Source organism: Streptomyces sp. R41, assembly GCF_041053055.1.
GTDB lineage: Bacteria > Actinomycetota > Actinomycetes > Streptomycetales > Streptomycetaceae > Streptomyces.
This window is the reverse complement of the sequence record NZ_CP163443.1, coordinates 6,693,997-6,712,616: the sequence shown is the minus strand read 5'-3', so window position 1 is coordinate 6,712,616 and position 18,620 is coordinate 6,693,997. Positions and strand designations below refer to the sequence as shown.

At 69.3% G+C, this 18,620-nt stretch carries 15 protein-coding genes; 4 read left to right on the top strand and 11 right to left on the bottom strand.

The window, feature by feature from the left end; all coding sequences use genetic code 11:
* Positions 1-6: 6 nt before the first annotated feature.
* The 7 genes from AB5J53_RS30760 to AB5J53_RS30730 form a co-directional block, all read right to left on the bottom strand.
* Entirely contained in the window at positions 7-1,170 is a 1,164-nt protein-coding gene (locus AB5J53_RS30760; RefSeq protein ID WP_369248869.1) for a hypothetical protein, read from the bottom strand.
* Complete coding sequence (locus AB5J53_RS30755; RefSeq protein ID WP_369248868.1) at positions 1,167-1,964, bottom strand: PP2C family serine/threonine-protein phosphatase; 798 nt, start codon at positions 1,962-1,964, stop codon at positions 1,167-1,169. The genes AB5J53_RS30760 and AB5J53_RS30755 overlap by 4 nt, the downstream gene beginning before the upstream one ends.
* A 51-nt stretch (positions 1,965-2,015) precedes the next feature.
* Positions 2,016-2,777: a hypothetical protein gene (locus AB5J53_RS30750; protein WP_369248867.1), complete on the bottom strand. Its 762-nt coding sequence runs from the start codon at positions 2,775-2,777 to the stop codon at positions 2,016-2,018.
* A 42-nt stretch (positions 2,778-2,819) separates the two neighbouring features.
* On the bottom strand, positions 2,820-3,887 hold the full coding sequence (locus AB5J53_RS30745) for a hypothetical protein (RefSeq protein WP_369248866.1): 1,068 nt from the start codon (positions 3,885-3,887) through the stop codon (positions 2,820-2,822).
* A 116-nt stretch (positions 3,888-4,003) separates the two neighbouring features.
* The gene (locus AB5J53_RS30740) at positions 4,004-4,468 is read right to left on the bottom strand and encodes a hypothetical protein (RefSeq protein WP_369248865.1); all 465 of its coding nucleotides are present in this window, start codon (positions 4,466-4,468) and stop codon (positions 4,004-4,006) included.
* The gene (locus tag AB5J53_RS30735; RefSeq protein WP_369248864.1) at positions 4,455-5,441 is read right to left on the bottom strand and encodes a serine/threonine-protein kinase; all 987 of its coding nucleotides are present in this window, start codon (positions 5,439-5,441) and stop codon (positions 4,455-4,457) included. Before AB5J53_RS30735 ends, AB5J53_RS30740 begins: the two co-directional genes overlap by 14 nt.
* A 350-nt stretch (positions 5,442-5,791) precedes the next feature.
* Positions 5,792-7,615, bottom strand: a complete 1,824-nt coding sequence (locus AB5J53_RS30730; protein WP_369248863.1) for a phosphoenolpyruvate carboxykinase (GTP) — start codon at positions 7,613-7,615, stop codon at positions 5,792-5,794.
* 323 nt (positions 7,616-7,938) lie between these two features.
* On the opposite strand from AB5J53_RS30730, the gene AB5J53_RS30725 reads away from it, so the two are divergent.
* The 4 genes from AB5J53_RS30725 to AB5J53_RS30710 all read left to right on the top strand — a co-directional run bounded on the left by AB5J53_RS30725 (position 7,939) and on the right by AB5J53_RS30710 (position 12,032).
* On the top strand, positions 7,939-8,652 hold the full coding sequence (locus AB5J53_RS30725) for a hemolysin III family protein (protein ID WP_369248862.1): 714 nt from the start codon (positions 7,939-7,941) through the stop codon (positions 8,650-8,652).
* Between the two features lie 329 nt (positions 8,653-8,981).
* The gene (locus AB5J53_RS30720; protein ID WP_369248861.1) at positions 8,982-10,610 is read left to right on the top strand and encodes an MFS transporter; all 1,629 of its coding nucleotides are present in this window, start codon (positions 8,982-8,984) and stop codon (positions 10,608-10,610) included.
* Positions 10,607-11,302, top strand: a complete 696-nt coding sequence (locus AB5J53_RS30715; protein WP_369248860.1) for a TetR/AcrR family transcriptional regulator — start codon at positions 10,607-10,609, stop codon at positions 11,300-11,302. The genes AB5J53_RS30720 and AB5J53_RS30715 overlap by 4 nt, the downstream gene beginning before the upstream one ends.
* A 4-nt stretch (positions 11,303-11,306) precedes the next feature.
* Positions 11,307-12,032 carry a Mut7-C RNAse domain-containing protein gene (locus tag AB5J53_RS30710; protein ID WP_369248859.1) on the top strand — a complete coding sequence of 242 codons (726 nt, stop codon included), beginning with the start codon at positions 11,307-11,309 and terminating at the stop codon, positions 12,030-12,032.
* Between the two features lie 22 nt (positions 12,033-12,054).
* Here the strand turns inward: AB5J53_RS30710 and AB5J53_RS30705 are convergent, their stop codons facing one another.
* The 4 genes from AB5J53_RS30705 to AB5J53_RS30690 are packed head-to-tail and all read right to left on the bottom strand — an operon-like array spanning position 12,055 to position 18,564.
* Positions 12,055-14,466: a galactose oxidase-like domain-containing protein gene (locus tag AB5J53_RS30705; protein ID WP_369248858.1), complete on the bottom strand. Its 2,412-nt coding sequence runs from the start codon at positions 14,464-14,466 to the stop codon at positions 12,055-12,057.
* Complete coding sequence (locus tag AB5J53_RS30700; RefSeq protein WP_369248857.1) at positions 14,463-15,668, bottom strand: glycosyltransferase; 1,206 nt, start codon at positions 15,666-15,668, stop codon at positions 14,463-14,465. Before AB5J53_RS30700 ends, AB5J53_RS30705 begins: the two co-directional genes overlap by 4 nt.
* Entirely contained in the window at positions 15,665-17,305 is a 1,641-nt protein-coding gene (locus AB5J53_RS30695; protein ID WP_369248856.1) for an ArnT family glycosyltransferase, read from the bottom strand. Before AB5J53_RS30695 ends, AB5J53_RS30700 begins: the two co-directional genes overlap by 4 nt.
* Positions 17,302-18,564 (bottom strand): glycosyltransferase, encoded by a 1,263-nt coding sequence (locus AB5J53_RS30690; RefSeq protein ID WP_369248855.1) that lies wholly within the window; start codon positions 18,562-18,564, stop codon positions 17,302-17,304. The genes AB5J53_RS30695 and AB5J53_RS30690 overlap by 4 nt, the downstream gene beginning before the upstream one ends.
* Between the last annotated feature and the right edge of the window lie 56 nt (positions 18,565-18,620).

Here is an 18,620-nt window from a genome sequence, read left to right as displayed (position 1 = left end):
AACGGCTCATCCCGCGTGCGTGGCGATGACGATCAGGATCACCACCACCACGATCAGCAGGGCGACCTTCAGCGCCTTGGCCCAGGCCCCGCCGCCCTGCCGCTCCTCGGGCGGAGCGTCCGGCACCGGGACCGGCACCGGCCCGTTGAACACGTCGTGCCCCGTCACCGCCGCCCGCGTGCACCACGGGCAGGACGTCAGGTGGGAGCCGTACGTGTGCAGCGGGCGGTTCTGGCAGACCCGTACGAGGGAGCGCTCCTTGTCGAGGGCGCGCAGCCAGGCCTCCGCCGGGGGGCGCGCGGCGGGGGCGTGCACCCCGGGGCCGAAGGCGGCGCGGGCCAGGGTGAGGAGTTCGGGGGGCAGTACGGAGGGGTCGATGGTGCCGCGCGGGATGACGACCAGCTCGGGGCGTACGACGTAGGAGCAGCTGGCGGCGATGTTGTCCTTGACGGTCGACTCGGAGGCGCTGTCGTGCGGGACGCCCCCGAAGGGATGGTTGCCGGCGGTGAGCAGCTGGTAGACGAGGACCGCGAGAGCGAAGTCGTCGGTGGCGCGGGTGGCGGGGCCGCCGGCCTGACGCTCGGGGGACGAGTAGTCGGTGGTGTGCATCAGACAGGGGAAGAGCTCCCCGGTCACCGGGTCGTTGAAGGCGATGGAGTCGCAGTCGAGGAAGGTGACGAAGCCATTGGCGTCGACGACGACATTGCTGCTGGAGAAGTCGCCGATGACGAGGTTGTCGTAGTGCATGCGGGCGGTCATGAACGCGAGGTTCCAGGCGACGCCGAGCAGAAAGCGCCAGTCGGCCCGGTCGGGGAAGAGCTTGAGCCGCTGGGCGCGGGTGAACAGGCCGATCAGTTGCACGTGTTGGGGTTCGCCGAAACGGCGCATGGCGTAGCCGAGGAACTCACCCTGGGGGCCACGGGCCAGGGCGGTGGGCCAGGCCAGCTCGGGCGGCTGGGAGACATCGGTGGGCCGGGCGGCGAGCGGGGACATGGTCAGCATCCGCATCAGCCGGCGCTCCTGGTCCAGGCCCGGCGGCTCACGGTAGAGCTTGACCACGATCCCGTCGTCGCCGACGACCGGGAAGACGGCCGCCTGGCCGCCGCCCTTGAGTGGCAGCTCCGCGAGGGTGACGGGCTTCCCGTCCAGGAACACCGTGAGGCCGCTCATGGCCGCGCCTTGAGCACGGCCCGCAGCAGGGTCTTGTCGTCGGCGTTCAGGGCGGTGAGCCGGTCCGACCTCAGCAGGTTCGCCAGGCCCTCGTGGGTGTTGTCGGTCACGGTGTCGAGGGAGCGGAACACCGCGTCGACGAAGGACGTGTTCGGGGACAGCGCGCCGCCGCCGGCGCGGTTGAGCGCGGCCTGCACGAGTCCGTCGGTGGACAGCAGCACCCCGTCGATTCGCTCGTCGGACACGCAGTCGGTGTGCACCCAGCGGGCCGCGTCCGGCGAGGTGAGGAAGACCGTCTCGTTGCTGTACTCGCTGGCCGCGAGCGCCTGCGGCAGCAGATGGAACTGGCGCTCCCCGTCCTCCGTCCCGGCGCGCAGTACGACGAAGCCGTCACCCACGGTGAGATGGCCCAGCCAGCCGGGCGCGAGCACCACGACGGTGAGGGTGGTCGCGAAGTCCGCCGCGTCGGCGCCGGTGGCGTCCAGGAACATCTTGCTGACGTCATGGAAGGCGTCTTCGAGCAACTCGTGCACGGCCTCCCCGGGATGGCAGTCCGCCGCCGCGGCCGCCCGGCGCGCGAACTGCTCCGCGGCCAGCTCGACGGCGAGCCGCGACCCCTCCTCGGAGCGCGGCCTGCTGCCCGCGCCGTCCGCGACCGCGAGCACCGCCACGGACGAGGACACCGTGTACGCGCAGGCGTCCTGACAAGGCAGTCCCTGGCGGCGGTGGCGGTAGCCCTCGACACTCATGCCGTGGATCCGCCACGGCGACTCACGCTCGTCGACTGCGGTCATCGGTCAGGATTCCCATCCGGTCGTGAGCCAGGACTCGTATCCGGCCATGGGTCAGGATTCCCAGGCCGGGCGCTGCGTCTTGAACTGGCTGAAGATCTTCTCGAAGACCTCGTCGCCCGCGCCCTTCTGCTCGGCGTTGGCACTCGCGGACATCATCTGGAGCAGCTCGCGGAACGGGAATCCCTGCAGGCGGGCGTTGAACTTCGGTGCGAACGCCTGGAGCACCTGCTCGCCCATGTCGGTGATGCCGCCGACCCCTATCGCGTACAGCCGGAAGCGGCGTGCGCGCTGCTCCTCGGCCAGGACCGGGATCAACCGGTGCCAGGAGTCGGTGAGATGGCCGGTCCCGTCGGTCGGCAGTCCGTCGGTGACCAGGCAGATCTGCGGCCGGTAGTACTGGAGTCCGGAGGCTCGCAGCTCGGCCTTGCGGGCCGCGACGATGTGCATCGACAGCTCCAGCGCCTCCGTCATCAGGGTCACCCCCGCGGCGGTGAGCTGCGGCGGCCGGAACATGTGCGCGGGCACGAAGGGGCTCACCGGGGCGCGCGGCGCGAGGAGTTGGGGTCCGCGCCAGGCGGCGACGCCCAGGCCGCCGAAGGTGACCACGGCGACCTCCACGCTGTAGCTGAGGCTGACGTCGTCGTGCAGCTCCCGGGTCCACTCCATGAGCGCGTTGTTGAGCGTCTGGATCGGCTGTCCCGCCATGGAGCTCGATGTGTCGAGACAGAGCACCAGCGGCAGGCGCTGCGCGTTGTTCTCGAACTCGATGTCGGCGTACTCCGCCGGCAGCGTGGGCGGGTATTCGCTGTGCATCTCTGTTTCTCCTGGTCTCAGGGCGGCCGGGTGCCGTTCTTCTCAGGTCCGGGTGCCTTTGGCGTGCCGTCCGGTGGTCGGCGGGAAGGCGTACAGGACATCGGAGTCCCGCTCCCGCGCGTCGGTGACGTCGACGAGCCCGCCGGGAGCGGGCGGCGGCCGCCCGGGCTCCGCCCACACCGCCCGGTACAGCACGCGGTCCAGCTCGACATAGCCCTGCGGGTGCAGTTCGGTGCGGACGACGGCGGACCTGGCGGGGCCCGGGACATTGCCGACCCGCCGCCCGTACTGGGGCGTCGGCGTGACTCGCAGGCGGGTGGTGGTCTCGTCCGGTGCCCGGGCGTGGGCGGTGGCGGGCACGGCGCCCACGCCGGGCACGGCGAGGGCACGGCGCGGCAGCGCGCCCACCGCTTGGGAAGACCGCCGGATCAGGAACAGCAGGACGGCGAGGAGGAGGACGAGTACGGCGCAGAGGACGGCGAGGATCTGGGTGGTGGTGTCCCAGCCCGAGCCGGAGGAGGTGGCGTCTGGCGGAGGCGACGCGGACTTTGTGGGAGACGGGCTCTCCGAGGCGGGTGCTCGGCCGTCGGCGATGGAGTACACGTGCTGCTTGGAGAGGTCGGCCGCCTGACTCAGGGCGATCAGGTCATGACCGTTCAGCGGACCCTTGGCGAGCCGGGCGCACAGGTCCTTGGGGTTCTTGGAGTTTTTGGGGTCGCAGACCGGGAGGCTCGCCAGCTCGTTCACCGCCTCGGGCGTCAGCGGGTCGATCGTGGCGCCCGGATCGACGAGACGGGCGCCGGGCTTCGCCAGCAGGAGGAGCGCGGTTCCGCCCGCTCCGGTGTGCCCGCCCTTCGGTACCTCGACCACGAGCTTGGCGCGTTCGCGCCACAGGGTCTGCTCGACGTCCTTGCGCTCCTTCGCACTGCCGTCGAACGCCACCGCCTCGTCCAAGGTGACCCGGACGGTCCCCTGACCGATCCACTGGGACCAGCACTGGAGGCGCTCCTTGAAGTCCTTGCCGCACACCTCGTCGGCCGACGCGGCTCCCGCGGGAGCCAGCACGGCCAGCACTCCGAATAGCACGGTGAAGTAAAGCGAACGCCGCATCGGAAACCCCCCGTGGCCTGAAAGGCACACCCCCGTGGCCCTGAAAGGCACTCGCCCATAGTGGGGGCAACCGGCGTGCGCCCGGAAGGGGTTTGGGCACACGACGGGTTTCACTTCTACAACTTGAAAACCTGGTGGCAGCGGGTGAACATCTGCCGCGCCCGTTCCACCCAATCACTGGCCAAAGCATCGAAATCCGCTTGCGTCATCCGGCAGGTCAACGGGAGATCGCAGACTCCGGCGAGACAGGGCCGCGGCCCCCGTACGTCCCACACGGACAGCATGGGATTCAACTGTTCGGTATTCCACGCGTTCGACGCCGCCGCGGCGACGGCCAGTTGATCCTGGCGCAGATAATGGCCATCGGTCGCAAAGGCGACAAGGAGCCTTTTGGTGGTCATGAATCTCACCGTGACCATGCGTCCCGTTTCCTTGAGATCGAATTGCATGGAAACGGAAACGGTGTCGGTCACGGTGTGGTAATTCCGCCGCCCCACCCAGTTCTGCACCAACTGCCGCCAGTGCGTGCCTATTTCGAGGATCTCGTGGCCGCGGCCGGGAAGGGACTCAGGCGTCGCCACGGCCCACCGCCTCGGCGACCATCGCGTCGGTCAGCCCGGCGTCCAGCAGCGCCTGGGCGTGCAGCAGCAGGCAGGAGGGCACGGACACACTCGTACCCTGCTTGCGGCGGCCGGCCAGTTCACGAGTGCGCACCTTGATGCTGTGGGCCACGGCGGGCGGCGGCCAGGACGCCGACTTCGGCGTCTGTTCCAGCAACTCGGCGAGCAGCTCGTCGAGTCGGGGCCGGTCCTCGGGCCGTTTGGCCAGGCAGTGCGCGATCAGCTCCCGCATCGACGCGGGTACGCCGTCGAGCTCGGGCTCGGCGAGGACGACCCGGTAGCGCACCGCCTCCCCGCTGCCGTGCGGCGGACGGCCCGTCAGGGCGTAGACCAGCACCCCGCCGAGGGAGAAGACGTCGCTCGGCGGGCCCACCGGCGCTCCCTTGATCTGCTCGGGCGACATGAAGGGCGGGGTGCCGACGACGACGCCGACCTGGGTGAGCCCGGGGGCACCGTCGACGCGGGAGATCCCGAAGTCGATGACGCGGGGACCGTCGGAGGCGAGGAGCACGTTCGCCGGTTTCAGGTCCCGGTGCACCACACGGGCGGCGTGGATGGCCTGGAGCGCCTCGACCAGGCCCGCGCCGAGCGGCCGTACCTGCGGCTCGGGCAGTGGGCCGTCCGTACGGACGGCCTCGGCGAGCGAGGGTCCGGGCACGTACATCGTGGCCAGCCACGGCAGTTCGGCCTCGGTGTCGGCGTCGATCACGGCCGCGGTGTACGCGCCGCTCACCACCCTCGCGGCCGCGACCTCGCGCGCGAAGCGCTCTCTGAACTCGCCCTCCGCCGCGAGCTCGGGTCGCACCACCTTCACGGCGACCTCGCGTCCGGCCGGCGAACGGCCGAGATACACCCATCCCATCCCGCCGGAGCCCAGCCGCCCCACGATGCGGTACGGCCCGATCTTCATGGGGTCGCTGACCGGTGTGCGCACCCCGCTCACCTCATCTCGGGGTTCGTTGCAGGATGTCCCGAGTGTCCCGCGAAATGCCGTGCGCGGCAGAGGTGATGGCGGAAATGGGGGGCGGGATTACGTTCGAGGCGCGAGGAGAGGCCGGTCCCTGGGGCCGCGCCCCGTCGGGGGCGCGGGGAACTACGCGACCAGCCCCCACCGGTCCGCAGCCAAGGAACTGCCCGGCAGGGTCTGGGGCGCAGCCCCGGGTACGGGACGGGTAGGGGCGGAGGGGGCGAAAAAACCTCCCCGCATCGGCGTCACCGCGGCCGGTCGTGACGACATCGCAGGTCAGGGCAAGCCGGACCGGCCGCGGAGCTCAACGGCGGGCGTCAGCCCAGGCGCTGCACCAGCGCGCGGTACTCGTCCCACAGCTCCTTCGGCGTGTGCTCGCCGAAGGTGTTGAGGTGCTCGGGCACCAGCGCGGCCTCCTCGCGCCACACGTCCTTGTCGACGGTGAGCAGGAAGTCGAGGTCGGACTCGGACAGGTCGAGACCGTTGGTGTCCAGGGCCCCCTTCGCCGGCAGGATGCCGATGGGCGTCTCGATACCCTCGGCCTTGCCGTCGAGGCGCTCGACGACCCACTTCAGGACACGGCTGTTCTCGCCGAAGCCCGGCCACACGAACTTGCCCGCGTCGTTCTTGCGGAACCAGTTCACGTAGTAGATCTTCGGGAGCTTCGCCTGATCCTTGTCCTTGGCGACGTCGATCCAGTGGCCCATGTAGTCGCCCATGTTGTAGCCGCAGAACGGCAGCATGGCGAACGGGTCGCGGCGCAGCTCGCCGACCTTGCCCTCGGCGGCGGCGGTCTTCTCGGAGGCGACGTTCGCACCGAGGAAGACGCCGTGGTTCCAGTCGAAGGACTCGGTGACCAGCGGCACCGCGGTGGCGCGGCGGCCACCGAACAGGATCGCCGAGATCGGCACGCCCTTGGGGTCCTCCCACTCGGGCGCGATGATCGGGCACTGCGAGGCGGGGACGGTGAAGCGGGCGTTGGGGTGCGCGGCGGGCGTACCGGACTCGGGGGTCCAGTCGTTGCCCTTCCAGTCGATGAGGTGGGCCGGAGTCTCCTCCGTCATGCCCTCCCACCAGATGTCGTTGTCGTCGGTGAGCGCGACGTTGGTGAAGACGGAGTTGCCCCACAGCGTCTTCATCGCGTTGGCGTTGGTGTGCTCACCGGTGCCGGGCGCGACGCCGAAGAAACCGGCCTCGGGGTTGATCGCGTAGAGGCGGCCGTCCTCGCCGAACCGCATCCAGGCGATGTCGTCGCCGATCGTCTCGACCGTCCAGCCGGAGACGGTGGGCTCCAGCATGGCGAGGTTGGTCTTGCCGCAGGCGCTCGGGAAGGCGGCGGCGACGTACTTGGACTCGCCCTGCGGCGGCGTGAGCTTGAGGATCAGCATGTGCTCGGCCAGCCAGCCCTCGTCGCGCGCCATGACGGAGGCGATGCGCAGGGCGTAGCACTTCTTGCCGAGGAGCGCGTTGCCGCCGTAGCCCGAGCCGTAGGACCAGATCTCGCGGGTCTCGGGGAAGTGCGAGATGTACTTCGTGGAGTTGCACGGCCACGGCACGTCCGCCTCGCCCTCGGCCAGCGGCGCTCCGAGCGTGTGCACAGCACGCACGAAGAAGCCGTCGGTGCCGAGTTCGTCGAGGACCGGCTGTCCCATGCGCGTCATCGTGCGCATGGACACCGCGACGTAGGCGGAGTCGGTGATCTCGACACCTATCGCGGACAGGTCCGAGCCGAGCGGGCCCATGCAGAACGGGACGACGTACATCGTCCGGCCCTTCATCGAGCCACGGAAGACGCCCTGCTCACCGGCGAAGATCTCGCGCATCTCGGCAGGGGCCTTCCAGTGGTTGGTCGGGCCCGCGTCCTCCTCCTTCTCGGAGCAGATGAACGTCCGGTCCTCGACCCGCGCGACATCGGTCGGGTCGGAAGCGGCGTAGTACGAGTTGGGGCGCTTGATCGGATCGAGCTTCTTGAAGGTGCCCTTGCGGACGAGCTCCTCGCTCAGTCGCTCGTATTCGGCCTCGGATCCGTCACACCAGACCACTCTGTCCGGCTGGGTCAGTTCAGCGATCTCGTTGACCCACGAGATCAGTGCTTTGTGGTTGGTGGGAACGACGCTGGGAGCCGCGATGTCGCGCGCCACGATTGCTCCTAAATGAGGGGTTTTGTTGTTGGGCCCCGTGGGGGCTGCGACCCGGATGCTTCAGGTGATCTACCTCTGGCGCTCATCCGGTGCCGACCGCACTCATTTGATCATCCGACTGAACCGCCCATATGTCCAGAGGACGTCACACCTGAGCGGAGTGAGCATCGCCACTCGCCGGAGGGTTTCCTTCCACACACTCCGGGTTCACCCCAGGTACCGCTTGGGAGACCCGGCCACTCGCGTGAGAGCATGGCCACTATTGGCGGTTCATTGCGTCGTACTGATACGTAACTTACGGTTCCGTAGGTACGATTCGGCGCATGACTGCGCCCGTCCCCGACGCGCCCACGGACTCGCCGGCCGCCGGCCACGGTCCCACCGCGCCCTCCTTGCCGCACCCGGTCAAACCCAAGCTCCGCGGCTGGCTGCATCTCGGTATGTTTCCGGCCGTACTCGTCTCCGGCCTGGTGCTCACCGCTCTCGCGGACTCGACTCGCGGCCGCATCGCCTGCGGGATCTACGTCCTCACGGCCTGCCTGCTGTTCGGAGTGAGCGCCCTCTACCACCGCGGCAACTGGGGCCCACGCATGGACGGCCTGCTGCGCAGGCTCGACCACGCGAACATCTTCCTGATCATCGCGGGCACGTACACGCCCCTGACGATGCTGCTGCTGCCGGGCGCCAAGGGGCAGTGGCTCCTGTGGGGCATCTGGGGCGCGGCGGCGGCCGGCATCATCTTCCGCGTGTTCTGGGTCGGCGCCCCGCGCTGGCTCTACACCCCCTGCTACATCGCCATGGGCTGGGCGGCGGTCTTCTTCCTCCCGGACTTCATGCGCACGGGCGGGATCGCCGTCCTTGTGCTGGTGATCGTCGGCGGTCTGCTCTACAGCGCGGGCGGCGTGATCTACGGGATCAAGCGCCCCAACCCGTCACCGCGCTGGTTCGGCTTCCACGAGGTGTTCCACTCCCTCACCCTCGCGGCGTTCGTCGTGCACTACGTCGGTATCTCACTGGTGGCCTATCAGCACGGGTGACCCGCGACCCGGCTGTCCGCCGGGTCTTTTTGACCAACGCCTTTTCCGTGGCCGTGGCTTTGAAGCCGCGGCCACTTCGCATGTCAGGACGGCGACGCCGACCAGCACCAGGCCGACGACGGCAGGCGTACCCCCGGCGATGAATCCGGCCACGCACAGCACCGCCGCCAGCAGCGCCACCACCCTCATCATCACGACGTTCACCTCACCCTCCCCTCCAGTGATCACATTCCGTACCTCACCCCGATCTCAGAGTGACATGCCGCACTGACAATGAACCCACACCAATGGATTGACAGTAACCATCTTTTGAGAGTTACTTTCATTTCATGGTGACTCTCACTCAGGACGGCGCCGAACGGCGCGACCCGCGCCGCTGGTGGGCTCTCGGGGCCCTGGTCGCGAGCATGCTCGTGCTCGGTTTCGACATGACGATCCTCAATGTGGCGCTGCCGACGATGGCCCGTGACCTGGGCGCGTCCACCGGCGAGCAGCAGTGGATGGCCGACGCGTACGTCGTCGTCTTCGCCTCGCTGATGCTCCCGGCGGGCCTGCTCGGCGACCGTTTCGGACGGCGCCGGATGCTCATCACCGGCCTCGGCATCTTCCTGGCCGGCTCCCTGGCCGGCTCCCTCGTCGACGACGTCACGCCGGTGATCGTCGCCCGTGCCCTGATGGGGGTCGGCGGCGCGCTCGTGATGCCGCTCGCGATGGCCGTACTCCCCTCGCTGTTCGGACCGGACGAGCGCACCAAGGCCGTGGGCGCGGTCTCCGCCGCCTCCGCCCTCGGCCTGCCGCTCGGTCCGATCGTCGGCGGCTGGCTGCTCGACCACTTCTGGTGGGGCTCGGTCTTCCTGGTCAACGTCCCGATGGCCGCCATCGGCATCGCCGCCTGCGTCTTCCTGCTCCCCGAGACCCTCCCCCACTCTCGGCTGCGCTCGAGCGGGGGGACCCCCATCCCGGCCTCGCCCAAGGTCGACACCGTCTCCACCGCGCTCACCGCGGCCGGCCTCAGCATCCTGATCTACGCGATCATCGAGGCCCCGCACCGCGGCTGGGGCGACCCGCTGATCCTCGGCCTCCTCGCGGCCGCGATCGTCCTGGTCGCACTGCTCGTCGTACGCGAACGCCGCAGCGTGCGCCCGATGCTGGACCTCTCCCTCCTCGCCCAGCGCGGCTTCCTGCTCAACACGCTCGCCGCGACCCTCGTCATGTTCGTCCTGTCGGGGCTGATGTTCGTGCTGCCGCAGTACCTGCAGGCGGTGCTCGGGCACGACGCGTTCGCCACCGGAGTGCGGATGCTGCCGATGATGGGCGGACTGCTGATCGCCTCCAGGGGTGCCGGGCCGCTGCTGTCGAAGTTCGGACCGCGCGCGGTGATCAGCGCCGGCCTCGTCGCCCTCGCCTTCGCCGCGTTCCTCGGCAGCCGTACGTCCGTCGAGGACGGCTACGGCTTCACCGCCCTGTGGCTGTCCATCGCCGGGCTCGGCTTCGGCTTCGCCGTGGTCCCGGCGATGTCCGCCGCTCTCGGCGCCCTGCCCCGCGACCGCGCCGGCAGCGGCTCCGGGCTCCTCATGACGGTGCGCCAGGTGGGCAGCGCGATCGGCATCGCCCTGCTGGGCTCACTCCTCGCGAGCGCGTACAGCGACCGGCTGGACACCTCCGGCCTGCCGCACGCGGTCGCGGACACCGCCTCGGACTCGGTGGTCGGCGCCCATGTGGTCGCCACGCGGCTCGGGGACCACGCGCTCGCCGCCTCCGCGGACGCCTCGTACATCCACGGTATGGACCTCGTCCTGCTGGTCAGCGGGATCGCGGCGCTCGTCACCGCGCTGCTGGCCGCCGCGCTGCTGCCCAACCCCAAGGAGGCCGCAGGACCCGCACCCGAGGAGGACGCCTGCCCCGCACCCGAGGAGGACACCGACATGGCCCCGTCCCCCGCGGATGCCGGACAATGAGCACCATGGCCGCCAGCGCAAACAGCTCCACTCCCGCCGCGGTGCCCCAGCCGGGGCTCCGCGAGCGGAAGAAGATGAAGACCCGGATCGCGATCCGCGACGCGACGTACCGACTGATCCAGGAGCAGGGGTACGACGCGACGACCATCGAGCAGATCGCGGAGGCGGCCGAGGTCTCCCCGTCCACGGTGTTCCGCTACTTCCCGACCAAGGAGGACATCGTCCTCACGGACGAGTACGACCCGATCCTTGAGCAGGAGCTGCGGGCGCGGCCCACGGACGAGCCGTGGTTCGACTCGCTGCGCTATGTGCTGAGGAAGGCCATCGGCCTCGGGAACACCGAGGAGCCCGAGGTGACACGGCTGCGGACGCGGCTGATGGTCGAGGTCCCCGCGGTGCGCTCCCGGATGATGGAGAGCATGTCGGTCACCGGCCGCCTGCTGTGCCGGGCGATCGGGGAGCGCGTCGGCCGGGACCCGGAGAGTCTCGAAGTACGCGTCTTCGCGATGTCGCTGATCGGCGGCCTGATGGAGACCTCCCTGTACTGGGCCGAGCGCGGCCACCAGGAGGACTTCGCCGACGTCGTCGACCGCGCCGTGGACGTCCTGGAACACGGCCTGACCCCCGCGGCCCAGGCCGTGCCCGCCGCCGGAAACCCGGAGGCCACGGGCGCACCCCGCATGACATCCTGACGATGTGAACGGACCGGAGATCCACGTCGAATTCGCCCCCGAACTGGGGCTGTTCGTCCCGCACGGGCGACGCACCGGTGCCACGCGGGTCGGCACCGACGGCTCCTCCACGCTCGGCCATGTCATCGAGTCGCTGGGCGTCCCGCTGACGGAGGTCGGCGCCCTGGTCGTGGACGGCCGTCAGGTGCCGTTCGCGCACATCCCGGCGGCCGGCGAGACCGTGGAAGTCCGTGCGGTCGAGCGCCCGCAGCAGGTCCCCGGGGCCCCGCTCCGCTTCCTCCTCGACGTCCACCTCGGCACCCTCGCCCGCCGCCTGCGCCTGCTCGGCATCGACACGGCGTACGAGTCCACGGACATCGGCGACCCGGCCCTCGCCGCGCGTTCGGCGGCCGAGCGACGCGTGATGCTCAGCCGCGACCGCGGACTGCTGCGCCGCCGCGAGCTGTGGGCGGGCGGCTTCGTCTACAGCACCCGGCCCGACGACCAACTCCGTGACGTCCTGGCCCGGTTCGCGCCCGAGCTGAAGCCCTGGACGCGCTGCACGGCGTGCAACGGTCTGCTCGAGGAGGCCACCAAGGAGCAGGTCGCCGACCAGCTGGAAGGCGGCACGCAGCGGTCGTACGACGTCTTCGCGCAGTGCGAGGAGTGCGGGCGCGCCTACTGGAAGGGCGCGCACCACGACCAGCTGGAGGCCATCGTGGAGCGCGCCCTCGCGGAGTTCGGGAGCTGACGAGCAGAGCCGGCGCGAAGAGCTAGCGGTGCTTCAGATCCTTCGCACCGCAGGCCACCCCGTCCTTGTTCGGATCCAGCCCCAGCGGATCGTCCTTCCCGTTGACCTTCAGGCGCCCGTAGTCGTTCTTCTTCAGCCAGGCGCAGCGCGAGGCCGTCGTCTTCTTCACACCGTCCGGGAAGACCGTCGGCACGCAGACGTTGATCGTGCCGTAGTGGCGGTCGCAGCCGGAGATCGTCGTGCTCACCTTCTGCGATACCCGCTTCTTGCCCGCCTTCGTGACCGATCCCTCAAGGGAGTCGGCGAAGGAGTGGACGTGTGCCGAGGCGGTGTCCGTGGCCAGCGCGGACGGGCCCTGGAGGTGCACCCACTTGGCTACCGACGGGACGCCGTTGGCGTCGACCGCGAAGAGCATGTACCAGCCGGGCGGGGCGAGGTTGGGGTTGCTCGTCACGTTCAGGTCGACGTTGTTGCCGTCGACGGACAGCGGCAGGTCCACGAACCGCTGGTTCGGGTCGGAGGAGTGCGTGACCGCGGCCGGGCGGATCAGCTCGGCCTTGACGATGGGACGGTCGACGGTGATGCGCTGGGTGTCCCCGTACACCCACTCGTTGTCGATCACCGAAGTGATCGTCGGGCGGGTGCCCTTGAGCAGGTAGGGCGGGGTGTAGATGGACACGTTGTGGTTCCAGGTGCCGTTGCCCGGGTTGTCGCCGGTGGCCATCACCCGGCCGTCGGGCAGCAGGAACGCCGAGGAGTGGTAGCCGCGGGCCTCCGGGTCCGCTGCCACCGGGTCGAAGGTCGTGGTCGCCGGGTCGAAGATCGACGCCTCGTAGACGGGGTTGGCGCGGTTGTGCAGGCCGCCGCCCGTCTCCAGGACCTTGCCGTCGGGCAGGAGTACGGCGGAAACGTACATCTTGCCCTGGTTGCCGGTCTCGGCCACCTGTCCGTTGCCCAGGTCCACCGTGCCCTGCGGGACCTGCGGTCCGACGGTGTACGTCGGGTTGGCGGCCTTGAGGTCGATGATGTCGGTGAGCCGGTTGGCGTCCGGGTTGGAGTCGATGTTGCCGCCGCCGATCGTGAGGACCTTCTGGTCCTGGGCCGGGGGCAGCAGCACGCTCGCGGACTGATCGCGCTCGTCCTTCTTCTGGAGCCCGGAGACCGCGGTCGTCGTGTTGGCGTCGTAGTCGTAGATCGCCGACCCCGTGCCCGGGGTGCCGTTGCCGAAGACATGGCTGCCCGAGTAGAAGAGCCGCCCGTCCTGCATCAGGATCATCGACGGGTACAGGCCCCAGAACGACCAGGTCTGGTTGACCTGGTACAACGGCAGCCATTTCTGCTCCGCGGCCGACCAGCGCTCGGCGGTCACCGAGCCGGAGGAGTCCTCGCGCAGACCGCCGAACGAGATGATGTCACCGTTGCCGAGCTCGGTGGCGGACGGATACCAATGGCCGTCGTTCAGGTCGTTGGTCTTGCTGTACGTCTCGGTGACCGGGTCGAAGATGTACGAGTCCTTGTAGCCCTCGTACCCGTGCCCGCCCGCGACCGGGAACGCCTTGTTGCCGCTCATCACCAGCACGCGCCCGTCGGCGAGCTGGACGTGCCCCGCGCAGAACATGTCCTTGGGCGTGGGGATCGTCTTGTACGTGCCGTTCGCCGGGTCGTAGACCGCGCTGGTGAACGTGCCCGCGTTGAAGTTCTCCTCGCTGTTGCCGGACCCGGCGATCAGCAGCACCTTGCCGTTGTTGAGGACGACGGAGTGCATGGAGCGGACCGGATTCTGCGTGGGCAGCACCGTCCACTTGCCGTTGGCGCACTCCTCGGCCGTGCCGGTGCAGGTGGCCGGCGGGATCGGGTCGGAGACCTGTTCCATCGTGTAGTCGTCGGTGGTGGCGGAGCCGGTGCCGTAGACCGAGACGCCCCAGGTGATGCGGTCCGTGCCCGCCGGGACGGCAGGGGTCCGGACGGTCGCCTGGGTGTAACTGCCCGCCATGTCCAGGGTCTTGAGGTCGGTCCAGTACTGCCAGCCCGCCGTGGTGTCGTGCCGGAAGAGCGTGATGGCGGCGTCGGGAGTCGTCGTCTTGTACCAGAGCCCGAGGTCGTACTGCTTGCCCGCGGCGACCACCGGCGCACAGGTGGTGTCCTCGGTGATCAGCGCCTTGCGGTCGCCGTCGGCCCGGCGGGTCAGCGTGACCTTCATGGCCTTGGAGCCGGAGTGGGAGTCGGCGACGGTGGAGAAGGTGAAGTCGTTGTCGCCCCAGCCGGACTTCTCCCAGCAGTACGGCATGCCGTCCGCGCCGTCGGTCTCGAAGCCCGGGTTCTTGACGAGGTTGGCGGCGGACGCCGGCTGCGGCGAGATCAGCAGCATCCCGGCGGCCAGGCCCACCACGGCCAGTAGTGAGGTTCTCCGACGTGGTCTTGTCCGGTATTTCATGCGGTTCTCCTTGCTGTGCGGCTCCCGCCCGCGGACTCGCTGCCTCGGCGCGGCAGATAGACCAGCGCTTCGGTCCCTACGAAGCGCAGGACGAACGTCGTCACCAGGGCCAGTGCGGTGGCGGAGAGTGCGCCCATCCCGAAGCGGTCGACGAAGAGCGCGATCAGTGGGATGCGCAGCACCAGATCGGCGTTGGCGAGCAGTGCGAACCGGCCGACGCGGTCCCACCAGTGCCGGTGCTTTCGGCGCTCACGGAAGAGAAGGTGCTCGATCAGCAGGAAGTTCCAGGCGACCCCGAGCTGGTTGGCGAGGATCTCGGCCGGTACGTAGTGCAGTCCGGCGGCGGTCAGCGCGTACAGGCCGAGCAGGTTCGGTACGAAGCCGGTGGCGCCGATCAGGCCGAAGATCACCATGCGGGCCACCGGCGAGACGGTGCGCAGCCCGACGAGGTGGCGCAGGAACCGGAAGCCCTCCTTCGCGGTCGACTTGGACTCGCCCGCGAAGCGGTCCTGGAAGACGAAGGGCACCTCGGTGACCTGGCGGGGGCGGCTGCGCACGGCGAGTTCGAGGAGGATCTTGTAGCCGAGCGGCTGGAGCACCTCGGCGGTGACCGCACTGCGGCGGATCGCGAAGAACCCGCTCATCGGGTCGCTGATGCCGTGCAGTCTGCGCGGGAAGAGCGTCTTGGTCAGCCAGGTCGCGCCGCGCGAGACGGCGATGCGGTAGCCGCCCGCGAGTCCGGCGCGGCTGCCGCCCTTGATGTAGCGGCTGGCGACGACGAGCCCGGCGTTCGCCCGCTCACCGGTGGCGACCAACTCCGGTACCAGCGACGGCGGATGCTGGCAGTCCCCGTCCATGACGACGATCCAGTCGGAGCCTGCCGCCTTCATCCCCTCGACGACCGCGCCGCCGAGCCCGCCGACCGGCTCCTCCCGGTGCAGGACGGTGACCGGGAAAGGGCAGTCCTTCGCCGCCAGGTAGATGACATCGGGCGTGTCGTCCGTGGAATCGTCGACGAAGACGACCTCGCAGGGCAGCCGCGCGGGCACCGACTCGGTGATCTGATGCAGCAACTCCCATACGTTCGCCGACTCGTTGAACGTCGGTACGACGATGGTGACGGCACCCGGCTCGGGCACTTCGGAGCCGCGTACGGCCGGATCGCCCAGCTCCTCGGGAACGGTGGACTCGTAACTGGTCATCGGGAGCCTCCCACGGTCTGAATGCGGCGGATCTCGATCCGGTCCTCGCCGACGCCGAAGGTGGCCACCGGCGTCGAGTGCTCGATCGCCGCCTTGACGTTGGGCAGGTCGACCGCGTCGCGCCGTACCGTCGGGGACGCCACGACGTAGTCGAGGTCCTTCCAGCCGCGCGGCATCGTCTTGGTCACCGCGGGGTCGAGGTCGGCCTTGTAGAACCAGATGACACCGAGCCCGGGCCGGTAGCCGTCATGGACGAGGTCGAGCCAGAGGGCGTCGTCGACCAGGACCCGGGTGTCCTTCGGGTCCTCGACCTCGGTCTTCAGCCACGAAGAGGCGGCCCGGTAGGGGGCGTTGGCATCCGCGGTCACGGCGGTGTGGTCGCCGTCGTACCAGCGCGGCACGACATAGGCCCCGGCGGCCACCACGAGTACGGCCGCAAGACCTCGGCGCCCCCAGGTGACGTACGCCTTCTCCTCATCGCTCCGCCGGCGGCGCAGCACCGCGTGGGCGACGCTCGCGGTGCCCCCGGCGAGGACGAGCGCGAGGAACGGCAGCGCCTGGATGACGTACATCGCGGGCAGGTAGCCGCTCGGGCGCAGCGCCACCAGGGCGAGGATCGCCACGGTGAGCGCGGGTCCGGCCAGGGCGCGCGCGGTGACCGACCAGCGCCAGGTGACCAGGAGCAGCAGGGCGCCGGCGAGGCCGCCGAGGGGCAGCACGCGGTCGTAGTACAGCCAGGACTGAAGGACGCCGTAGGAGCCGGTGCCCCGGTCGAGGATGAAGCCGGAGCCGGGGCGGCTCATCTGGTACGTGATGCCGTCCCAGAGCGAGACGTGACCCCCGCCCGGGAACAGCTCACCCTTGAGCAGGGCGAAGAGCGGGTACGCCATCCCGATCAGGACGCAGGCGGTGATGGCTCCGGTGAGCGCGAACTTTCGGGTGTCACGGTGGCCGTGGCGCCACATCGTGACCATGAGCGCGGGCAGGATGACGAGCATCGTCTCCTTGGTCAGCACGGCCGCGGCGGCCGCGATGCCCGCCCCGAAGTGGTGCCAGAGATGGCGGCTCGGGGACGCGGCCAGGCAGAACGCCAGGAGCGTCCACATCACCGCGATGTTGTCGAGGAAGATCTCGCGCTGGAGCACGACCGACAGCGGCGAGAGCCCGAAGAGCACCATCGCGAGCCCGGCGGCCCACTGCGGCAGCGAGAGGCGGCGGGCCAGGACGTACACGAGGACCGCGCTGATGGCGCTGATCAGCAGCATCGCGACCCGCATCGAGCCGACGGTCATCAGGGACGGGCTCAGGTGCGCGGGGATCCAGGTCAGCACGGCTATCTGGATCCAGCCGAGCGGCGGGTGGTCGTACCAGTACGTGTAGTGGGCCAGCCCCTTGCCCTGCTGCACGGCCCAGGCCTGGGCGAGATAGGTGCCCTCGTCGTCGCTGAGGGTCGGGTAGTCGGCGATGTTCCAGCCCTGCACGACCATGATCGCCGCGAGGAGTACACCGCACAGGATCAGATCGGAGCGCGAGCTGCGAAAACGTAGGACCGGACGGGCGTTGGGGACGATTTTGGGCGCACGAGGCCGCTGCGCGGGGACCGTGGGTGTGGTCGCCGCGTCAAGAGTGGAGGTCACGCAGGAACGTCCTCTCGGATCACTTCGGTGAGATGCGCACCGACATGACTGGTCAACTCCCAGTCGTTGCGCCCCCGTTGCTCGCGCCACACGGCACGCACGGCGGCGCCCGCCAGCAGCACCTGGTAGAAGGGACCGCCGACAATGAGCTTCAGGTAGTGGATGAAGCGGACTCGAAGCCCGTACTGCTTGCCGAAGTCGTGGAGTCCGACAAGCTCGAAGACGAAGGTGACCAGAGCGGTCACGGCCGGCAGGAACGTGATGAAGGCGATGCCGACCGGCACGTCGAGGAAGAGCGCGATGGCCACGTTGAGCGGGATGACCACGCCGGAGACGGCCTGCAGGTACGGCGTCATGAGCGTGTAGCGGGCGAGCAACCGCTGCCCGAAGCTCGGGAGTTGTTTCCAGTCCTTCTTCCGGTAGACCTGCAGGAAGCCCTGGTTCCACCGGGTGCGCTGCTTCATCAGCGACATCAGGCTGCCCGGGGTCTCCTCCCGGGTCACCATGTCGGAGTCGTACGCGACGACGACCTTCTTGCCGACGCTGGAGAGCCGCACACCCAGGTCGCAGTCCTCGGCGAGGCAGTTGGGGTCCCACCCGTCGGCTTCCCGCAGGACCTTCGTCCGTACGAAGACGGTGTTGCCGCCGAGCGGGATGAAGCCCTTCTGCGCGTGCAGATGGAGCCGGGAGCGGAACCAGAAGAAGTACTCCAGGCAGTTGCGCAGGCTGTACCAGCTGGAGTTGAAGTTGATGAGCTGCACGCCGCCCTGGACGACGTCCGCTTCCGTCGTACGGAACGCGTGGTCGACGTGGGCGAGCAGCTCCGGGTGGACCTGGTCCTCGGCGTCGAAGACTCCGACGACGTCGCCGCGGCAGTGCGGCAGCGCCGTGTTCATGGCCTTCGGCTTGTTCTTCTTCTCGTGGTGGTCGACGACGACACGGACACGCGGGTCGCGCGCCTCGGCGTTCCGGGCCACCTCGGTGGTCTCCGGGTCGTCGTGCCCGACGATCACGATGATCTCGAAGTCGGTGTGGCTGGACTCCAGCAGCCGCTGGATCGTGTGGTCGAGCACGGCCTGCTCGTGCCGCGCGGGCAGCAGCAGCGAGAAGGACAGGCTCTCACCGCCGTCCGGACTGCTGAAACGGGTGGAGGCCAGCACCTCGGGCGTACGCCACGCGTGCATCTGCCACCACAAGGTGAAGGCCGCCATCCAGAAGAGAGCAAGCGAAACGGCAGCGATGAAGACAGATGTGAGCAACAGATCCCCCCAGATCCCCAAAAGCCCCCACTCGCGACAGTGAGTCACATCTGTCG

Bases quoted from the DNA above. Each gene is read 5' to 3' on its own strand.
- AB5J53_RS30760 (WP_369248869.1), bottom strand. From the start codon at position 1,170: ATGAGCGGCCTCACGGTGTTCCTGGACGGGAAGCCCGTCACCCTCGCG.
- AB5J53_RS30715 (WP_369248860.1), top strand. From the start codon at position 10,607: ATGAGCACCATGGCCGCCAGCGCAAACAGCTCCACTCCCGCCGCGGTG.
- AB5J53_RS30705 (WP_369248858.1), bottom strand. From the start codon at position 14,466: ATGAAATACCGGACAAGACCACGTCGGAGAACCTCACTACTGGCCGTG.
- AB5J53_RS30750 (WP_369248867.1), bottom strand. From the start codon at position 2,777: ATGCACAGCGAATACCCGCCCACGCTGCCGGCGGAGTACGCCGACATC.
- AB5J53_RS30745 (WP_369248866.1), bottom strand. From the start codon at position 3,887: ATGCGGCGTTCGCTTTACTTCACCGTGCTATTCGGAGTGCTGGCCGTG.
- AB5J53_RS30725 (WP_369248862.1), top strand. From the start codon at position 7,939: ATGACTGCGCCCGTCCCCGACGCGCCCACGGACTCGCCGGCCGCCGGC.
- AB5J53_RS30755 (WP_369248868.1), bottom strand. From the start codon at position 1,964: ATGACCGCAGTCGACGAGCGTGAGTCGCCGTGGCGGATCCACGGCATG.
- AB5J53_RS30700 (WP_369248857.1), bottom strand. From the start codon at position 15,668: ATGACCAGTTACGAGTCCACCGTTCCCGAGGAGCTGGGCGATCCGGCC.
- AB5J53_RS30720 (WP_369248861.1), top strand. From the start codon at position 8,982: ATGGTGACTCTCACTCAGGACGGCGCCGAACGGCGCGACCCGCGCCGC.